This is a genomic window from Faecalibacterium butyricigenerans, from assembly GCF_020687345.1.
In the GTDB taxonomy this organism is placed as follows: domain Bacteria; phylum Bacillota; class Clostridia; order Oscillospirales; family Ruminococcaceae; genus Faecalibacterium; species Faecalibacterium butyricigenerans.
Genome location: NZ_JAJEQL010000066.1, coordinates 1 through 2,233, shown reverse-complemented (window position 1 = coordinate 2,233; position 2,233 = coordinate 1). Strand labels below are relative to the sequence as shown.

2 protein-coding genes are annotated in these 2,233 nt (G+C 57.0%); both read right to left on the bottom strand.

Annotated features, from left to right (window positions below; genetic code table 11):
• Positions 1 to 122: recombinase family protein (locus LKD23_RS12745; RefSeq protein WP_227621944.1), on the bottom strand; the 122-nt coding region annotated here is incomplete at its 3' end.
• Between the two features lie 395 nt (positions 123 to 517).
• Positions 518 to 2,233: glycoside hydrolase family 2 TIM barrel-domain containing protein (locus tag LKD23_RS12740; RefSeq protein ID WP_227621943.1), on the bottom strand; the 1,716-nt coding region annotated here is incomplete at its 5' end.

The window sequence follows — 2,233 nt, the reverse complement described above, 5'->3', positions numbered from 1 at the left end:
TAGTGCTTGACGATGGTGATGCCGTTCTTTTCCGCATAGGCAGTGCATTCACGAATCTGGCCTTCAATGGATTCTTCGCGCTGGTTATCCGATGAATAGCGGGCATAGATCACGGCGGTCATGGCAGGCACCTCACTTTACACATCATTGAACGGTGGAGTGTTCTTTTAAAGCAATGTTTCGTATAATGGATATACCACATTTTACAGATGATTGCAAGCTTTTTATACGCTTTTCACGAGATTCAGTAAAAAACATGAACTCCTATGAAAGCAAAATATTCACATTCCATGGTTCTATGAAGGTGCCCGGAGCAATTGTGTCATTTTGACACAATTCCTTATTTCTCCATAAACCATAAAAATTCAACTTTTTAATGCAGCAGCTACAACGTTGGATTGCATATCGCAAATATACTATTTGAATATTGCGCTGATTTTTGTCTTGTTACGGTTTCGCAATAAGACCAAAGTGGTGGGTATCACGATGATACCCGCCACTTTAGCCAAGTAAATTTTTATTTTTGAATCGTAAAACGGAACGAGGTTCCCTTCTCCACCGCAAAGCAGGCGTCTGCATGGGGCTTTGCGCCCCAGCTGTTGTCGCCGCCCACGCCGCGCTGGAAAGCAGCGCAGCGGACGACCGTCTTATTGTCGTCCCGGGGCAGCTCGTAAAGGTGGCGGGCGTTTTCCAGTTCATGGGGCGTGTAGGGCAGCGCCGAGAAGGTCATGCCGTCCCCTGCAAAGCCGATGCCTATATTCAATCCGCTGCCGGTGACAGTTGCACTGTACACGCCGGTGCGGCTGCCGCACTCCTGCGGGTAGACCGGGGTGTTCTGGGCAAAATCCTGCCGGACGTTGTAGTTCCACGCACCCATCTTGCCGCCTGCAGTGCGGTCGGCGGTGGTCTCCCGGGGGCCAAGACCCAGATAGGAGACTTCCGTCAGCTCCCGACGCAGCGGGAAGAGCAGACCGAACTCCGGCAGCTCAGTGCGCGTGCCCTGCCATGTCATGGTGATATCACAGCGGCCTGCGCCGTCAATGGCAAAATCAATGGGCAGCGTCTGCCCATCTGGCAGGGTGTAGTTTGCGCGGGCGATGACGAAATCGCCCTTTGTTTCAGCGGTCAGGTTATCGCAGCGGGCGTAGAGACCGGCGGTTTTCCAGAAGGCAAATGTAAACGGCTCTGCACAGCCCTCGTCGTTGTTGGTGGGCGCACGCCAGAAATTGGGGCGCACGGTATCGTCCAGCAGCTGCACGCCGTTATAGCGGATGGACACCAGCCCCTTGCCTCGGCCAAAGATGTACTCGAAGCCCTCGCCCTTTACGCCGACGTTGCAGTCCATCTCCACCAGCTGCGGGGCGGGCAGGGTCAGCCGGGCGACGGCGTAGTTGTGCCATACCTGCCCCAAAGCGGCTTCATAGCCCGCCGGGATGCCGGGCAGTGCAGCCCGCTGGATGGCGGTAACGGTCATGCAGGCAAGCCCAGCCTCCGGTAAGGCAAAGGGAAACGGGATGTGCTCCGTCCCGCCCGGCTTGCAGTCTGCCCGCAGCACCGCCCGGCGCTCCGGCTTGCCGTTGACCGAGGACGCAAACACAAGGTCGTAGGCGTTCAGGTCGGTAAAGAGATTCCGGTTTTCAATCACGGCTTCCGTGTCGGTCAGGGTGATCTTCAGCGGTGCGTAGGCCGCCTTGACGGCGTCCATTTTGGGGGTGTTACGGCGGTCGGGCAGCACAAGGCCGTCCACGCAGAATTCCCGGTCGGTGGGGCGGTCGCCGAAGTCGCCGCCATAGGCAAAGCCGGGCTTGCCGTCCGGGCTTGTCACTGCAATGCCGTGGTCCATGTACTCCCAGATAAACCCGCCCTGATACAGGGGCTCTTCGTAGGCATACTCGGTGTAGTCGGTGATGCCGCCGCAGCTGTTACCCATGGCGTGGCTGTACTCGCACATGATAAAGGGCTTTTCCGGGTGCTCTGCCAGAAACTTTTTGATGTCTGCCACCGGGGTGTACATCTGGCTTTCCATATCGGAGGTGGCGGGGTACTCCCGGTTCCAGAAAATGCCCTCGTAGTGCACAAGGCGGCTGGGGTCGGTGTTGCGGAAATACTCGCTCATCTCCCACAGGGTCTTGCCGCCGTGGCTCTCGTTGCCGCAAGACCAAATGAGGATGGCCGGGTGGTTTTTGTCCCGTTCCAGCATGGCTTCGGCGCGGGCAAGCACATTTTCCCGCCA